Here is a 5,360-nt window from a genome sequence, read left to right on the forward strand (position 1 = left end):
AAAGAAACTTCTTATTGGCCATTTCTCCGCGCGTTACCGTGAACTAGATCCATTGCTGGCGGAAGCGAAGACGATATTTCCAAACACTTTCCTGGCTATTGAGGGAATGACGTTTGAGATATAAGAGGAGCCAAGAACCAAGAGCCAAGACTTGTTAGAGATTAATATGGACGTGTATCGCACTTAAGCACGATTCTGCGCCCAGCATCCTATTAATCCTATTGACCCTAATCCTTCTTACCTCCAAACACAGAGAAACTAACATATCTCTTAGGATTAGCCTTAAGATCGATCATAAGCTTGTCGAGGTTTGCAGCAGCGTTATTGAGGTTGTTGTACATCTTCTCATCATTGATGAGTTGTCCGAGCGTTCCCTGGCCTGTATTGACTTTATTCACTATAACCTGAAGGTCAGCGACGGCTTTGTTGGCTTCTGCGATAGTTTGGGCGAAGTTTGCTTTGGCCACATCATCTGAAAGCTTCTCAAAATTGCTCATGATGTTAGTGATCTTCGCGTTGTTGTTCTTGAAATTACCAGTTATGGATTCAAGATTACTCATGATACCGGCAATTTTAACACTTTGAGAGGTTACTAAACCATCCACTGTTTTGGTGGTTCGTTCCATCGTTTCCAGAGTTCGTGCAATACTTGCAAAGCTTCTATCGAAATTACGCTGGAACTCCGGGCTTAAGGTTGCATTAATTGAGGTTAGTACTGAATCCATTCTGGCAATGATCTGTTCAGCCTTTTTTTGGATTGGCTCAATTTGATCTGTCAGGTTCATTTGAATGTTTGCGTTAAGGGTGTCACCGTCTTCGGCGAAATCACTTCCGGTACCCAACTCAAAAACAATTGCTTTTCCTCCAAGCAGGTCTGTGCTTTCCAGTTTTGCTATAGTGTTTTTCGGGATTGCATACTCAGGATCAATCTTAAACTGAGCAAGGATCTGTCCGTTAGGCTGTAAGGTAAGGTCTGAAACCCTGCCAATCTGATAACCATTAACGAGTACTGGCTTGGAGATTGCAAGACCGTCTACGCGATCATAACGAGCATAAAATTCATTCTCGCTGGAAAATACATCATTGCCCTTCAAAAAACTGTACCCGATGATTAATATTGCGATTGATACTGCTGCTAATACTCCTACTTTGGTTTCGTTTGTTATCTTCATTTAAACTTGCTTATCGGGCCTAAGTTATTCTAAATATAATTATTAATCAGCGGTCTGGTTTCTTATTGCAATAATATTATTAATCCGTAAGTTCCGCCTGTTTTTTATAAGTCTGGATTGCTTTTAACAAATTATTTACTATTTCGTTTTGACCAGCCTCTGAATTCATATATTCTTCTTCCTCAGGATTAGATACAAAACCAATTTCTGTTAGTACCGCGGGCATTCCGGCTTTCGCAAGCACAGCAAGGCTTTGTTCTTTAACACCTCTGTCAGTTCTGCCCGCAAGCACGTATTCATCCTGCATATAAGATGCCAGTTTTATACTTTGCTCACGAAACGCGTTCTTCATTAAAGAAAGCATGATAATACTTTCCGGATCTTTCGGATCGTAACCTTCGTAATTATTCTTATAATCTTTTTCAAGGAGTATAGACTCATTTTCCCGAATAACCACATCCTGCTCGTCTAAGCGTCCGAAACCAGAAACAAATGTTTCAGTTCCCCGTGTCGACGTGCTCTGTCTATTTGCGTATTTAGGTATTTTACGTCCGCGGCTATCTTTTCCATAGCCCACTATCACCCTTTTTATAGGCATCGAATTACAATGTATAGATATAAATAAATCCGCCTTTATATTATTCGCAATTCCTATGCGTTCAAAGAGCGGAACAAATACATCACTTGATCTTGTAAAAACTACTTTAACTTCTTTTAAATTCGCTGAAACAGCTTTTCCGAGCTTTAATGCAACTTGTAAGGCAATGTCTTTTTCTTTTGAAAAAACACCTCTGGTCGCACCGTCGTGACCACCATGCCCTGCGTCTATCACGATTGTCTTGATACGGTAAGGTACATTAGCGGCTTTTGTTGTAAAAGAAGTAAGAATTATTAAAAGTGAGACAGGCAGTAATACGTAAATGTATCTAATCAATGGTATATTTTTCATTAATTTTGAGCGTATATTATTATCTATCGTTGCAAAAATAGTATTCAACATCGAATTTGAAATTTATTAGACCCATTTTTCTTCATTTTTCTATAGTGCTGATGTGCCTGGGGTATTTTCATCCGACGGTGTATGCGCAGCAGCTTATTGTTCGTCCTGATAACGCAAAACGCGATACAACATTGCAGTTGCCTCTTGTAAAAATCGATTCTGTAAAAAAGTCAACCAGCAAATCAGCCCTAGAATCCGAAGTCACTTATTCTGCGGAAGACTCAATCATCTCAGATCGTGAAACCAATATAGTTAAAATGTATGGTAAGGCCAGAGTGAAGTATCAGGATATGGAACTTGATGCCGACTATATTCAATACGATCAGAAAAACAACACCCTCTTTGCCAAAGGGTTGATCAATGCAAAAACGAAAAGATATACCGGCAGGCCCTTATTCAAACAAGGCTCAGAGCAACCCATAACAACAGACTCCTTGTTCTTCAACTATAAAAGTAAAAAGGGAAAATCGTACGGTGTTTATACAGAGGCAGAGGGCGGTTATCTTCAGGCGCAGCAATTTAAAAAGAATGAATATGGCGAAGGAAACTTTGTACACGGAGTTTACAGCTCATGTAGTCTGCCTTATCCTCACAATCACTTTGGTATTAATATCACAAGAGGAATCGTAACCGAAAAACAGATCATCACTGGCCCTGCATATCTTGATATCGAAGGAGTTCCATTACCCCTGGGAATTCCTTTTGGGTTTTTTCCAAAGCCGAACAAACGTTCAGGGGGGCTTCTGTTTCCCACCTTCGGCGAGGATCTTAGGGGCTTTTTTATGAGAGACCTGGGTTATTATATCGGATTAAATGATTACTGGGATCTGGCCACCCGCGGTACTTTATATTCTAAAGGATCATACGAGCTGAGCTCGGCCGCACGTTACCGTAAGAACTATAAATACGATGGAAGCGTAAACTTCCGGTTTGCGTCAACAAAAAACGGGGTTGAAGGCACCGAAGCTTTCAAACATCCCAGTAAAGATTTTAATTTAACCTGGAGCCATTCGCAAAGCCCCCTAGCAAACCCGGGTACCACGTTCAGTGCGTCAGTAAATGCAGGTACAGGATCATTTTTCAGGAATGCGCCCGGAGCAGTTTCATACAACCCGACAGAAATAGCCCGTAATACACTCTCGTCAAGTATTAGTTATGGGAAAGTTTTCCATGATGGTCTGTTCAATTTTACGTCCAGCTTAACGCATAGCCAGGATATCGAACAGAAAACCGTGTCGCTGCAATTACCGCAATTCAACCTGGGCATGACTACTATCAATCCTTTTGATAGCAAAGACCGCGCTGGAGAGCAGAAATGGTTTCAGCGAATCAGTCTTGGATATACCATGCAGGGAACCAATCTGATCAATACGACGGAAAGCCTGCTTTTCAAAAAGGAAACATTGAGGAAATTTCAGAACGGGTTAAGGCATGATATTCCTATATCAATGTCGTTAAACGTGGCGAAGTTTTTCCAGTTTAATTCAAGTTTGAACTACAGTGAAAAATGGTACCTGCAAACGATCAGGAAACGCCTGGCTCCGGTTGCTTCAGGTTTCGCATCGGTTACTGATACAGTAGGTGGATTCAGCAGGGTTTACGACTACAGTATTAACAGTGGATTTTCAACCAAGGTGTATGGTAAATTTAACTTCAAGAAAGGGAAGTTAATGGCTTTGCGTCACGTGATGACACCCTCAGTTGGCGTAAACTACCAGCCTGATTTTGGATCTGATCGCTTTGGTTTTTTCCGTAATTTACAGAATGATACCGCCCGGGTGGCAACTCGGTATTCGATTTATGAAGGGGCTTATTTCGGAGCGCCTTCAGTGGGAAGAGTTGCAGGGATAGGATTTAGTCTCGACAATAATGTCGAAGCAAAGGTTCGGTCAACCGCTGATTCTACCAAAAGCTCCGTTAATATTCCTATACTTCAGAGTTTAACTTTTTCCGGTGCGTATAATTTTGCCGCCGAAGAATTCAAGTTATCGACAATCGGGTTTTCAGGACGAACAGCCCTGTTTAAACAAAAAATGGGGATTAACTTTTATGGTACATTAGACCCTTATAAACTTGATGGTACTGGCAACAGGATAGACAGGTTTACTATAAATAACGGAAGCCTCGCAAGGCTTACAAGTTTTGGCCTCTCTACAGATTTCAGTCTAAATTCAACTGCGATCAAAAGCCGAAACAAGAATCTGAATCAGATAGAAGCAGGGAAACAAAATTTAACACTCCAACAACAGGATGAACTAAATGCCATCAGCAGGGATCCAAATGCGTTCGTTGACTTTAATGTACCATGGAATATAAGTGCAGCTTACAGCTTTAATTACTCCAAAAATGGATTAAAGTCTGTTGTTACCAATACTCTGAATTTTTATGGAGATTTCAATGTAACCCCTAAATGGAAAGTTCAGTATACCTCAGGTTATGATTTCCAGCGAAACGATCTCAGTCTTACAACATTCTCGATCTACAGAGACCTTCATTGCTGGGATCTGTCATTCAGATGGTCGCCTATAGGGCCTTACAAGTTTTACAGTATGGACCTTCGGGTTAAAGCTTCAATACTCCAGGACCTAAAATTGAGCAAACGCCGCGATTTTTACAATAATTTCTAATCTATGTTAGCCGAACTAATAACCATTGGCGATGAAATACTCATCGGACAGATCGTTGATACTAATTCTGCTTGGATGGCTCAACAGTTAAATATGGCTGGAATAAAGGTTAAGCAGATCACGTCTGTTTCTGATGAGAAGCAGCACATTTTAGATTCACTGAACGAGGCATCCCAAAGGGCAGATATCATCCTCATAACAGGCGGTCTCGGACCCACAAAAGACGATATCACAAAAAAGACACTCGCTGAATACTTTAATGTTGGTCTCCGGACTGACGAAGGCGCGCTTGAAAATGTAAAGCGAATCTTTTCAAAGTATAATTCACCGATGCTGGAAACTAATCTCAGGCAGGCTGAAGTACTCGAAAACTGTACAACCTTACTTAATTTGAACGGCACAGCGCCAGGAATGTGGATAGAAAACGATGGCAAGGTATACGTTTCAATGCCGGGAGTTCCGTTTGAGATGATGTATATGATGGAAGAACTGGTAATTCCCAAAATCAAGGAGTCGTTTCAGTTAGAGTCGATCGTTCACCACACTATACTCACAGCGGGA

The 5,360-nt window shown here is 41.0% G+C and carries 4 protein-coding genes and 1 pseudogene; 3 read left to right on the top strand and 2 right to left on the bottom strand.

Features of this window, described 5'->3' with window-relative positions; translation table 11 throughout:
- Positions 1-124 (top strand): annotated as a pseudogene (locus WKF69_RS10335) (ribonuclease Z); the annotation flags it as partial.
- Between the two features lie 103 nt (positions 125-227).
- Here the strand turns inward: WKF69_RS10335 and WKF69_RS10340 are convergent.
- Both WKF69_RS10340 and WKF69_RS10345 read right to left on the bottom strand, forming a co-directional pair.
- Entirely contained in the window at positions 228-1,172 is a 945-nt protein-coding gene (locus WKF69_RS10340; RefSeq protein WP_340381625.1) for an MlaD family protein, read from the bottom strand.
- 79 nt (positions 1,173-1,251) lie between these two features.
- Positions 1,252-2,121: an N-acetylmuramoyl-L-alanine amidase gene (locus WKF69_RS10345; protein ID WP_340381626.1), complete on the bottom strand. Its 870-nt coding sequence runs from the start codon at positions 2,119-2,121 to the stop codon at positions 1,252-1,254.
- Between the two features lie 56 nt (positions 2,122-2,177).
- Here WKF69_RS10345 and WKF69_RS10350 point away from each other — a divergent pair, with 56 nt between their 5' ends.
- Together WKF69_RS10350 and WKF69_RS10355 are read left to right on the top strand one after the other, a co-directional pair.
- Positions 2,178-4,799, top strand: a complete 2,622-nt coding sequence (locus WKF69_RS10350; RefSeq protein ID WP_340381627.1) for a putative LPS assembly protein LptD — start codon at positions 2,178-2,180, stop codon at positions 4,797-4,799.
- 3 nt (positions 4,800-4,802) lie between these two features.
- On the top strand, positions 4,803-5,360 hold a 558-nt coding region (locus tag WKF69_RS10355), incomplete at its 3' end, for a competence/damage-inducible protein A (RefSeq protein ID WP_340381628.1).

Source organism: Daejeonella sp. (genome assembly GCF_037719425.1).
In the GTDB taxonomy this organism is placed as follows: Bacteria; Bacteroidota; Bacteroidia; order Sphingobacteriales; family Sphingobacteriaceae; genus Daejeonella.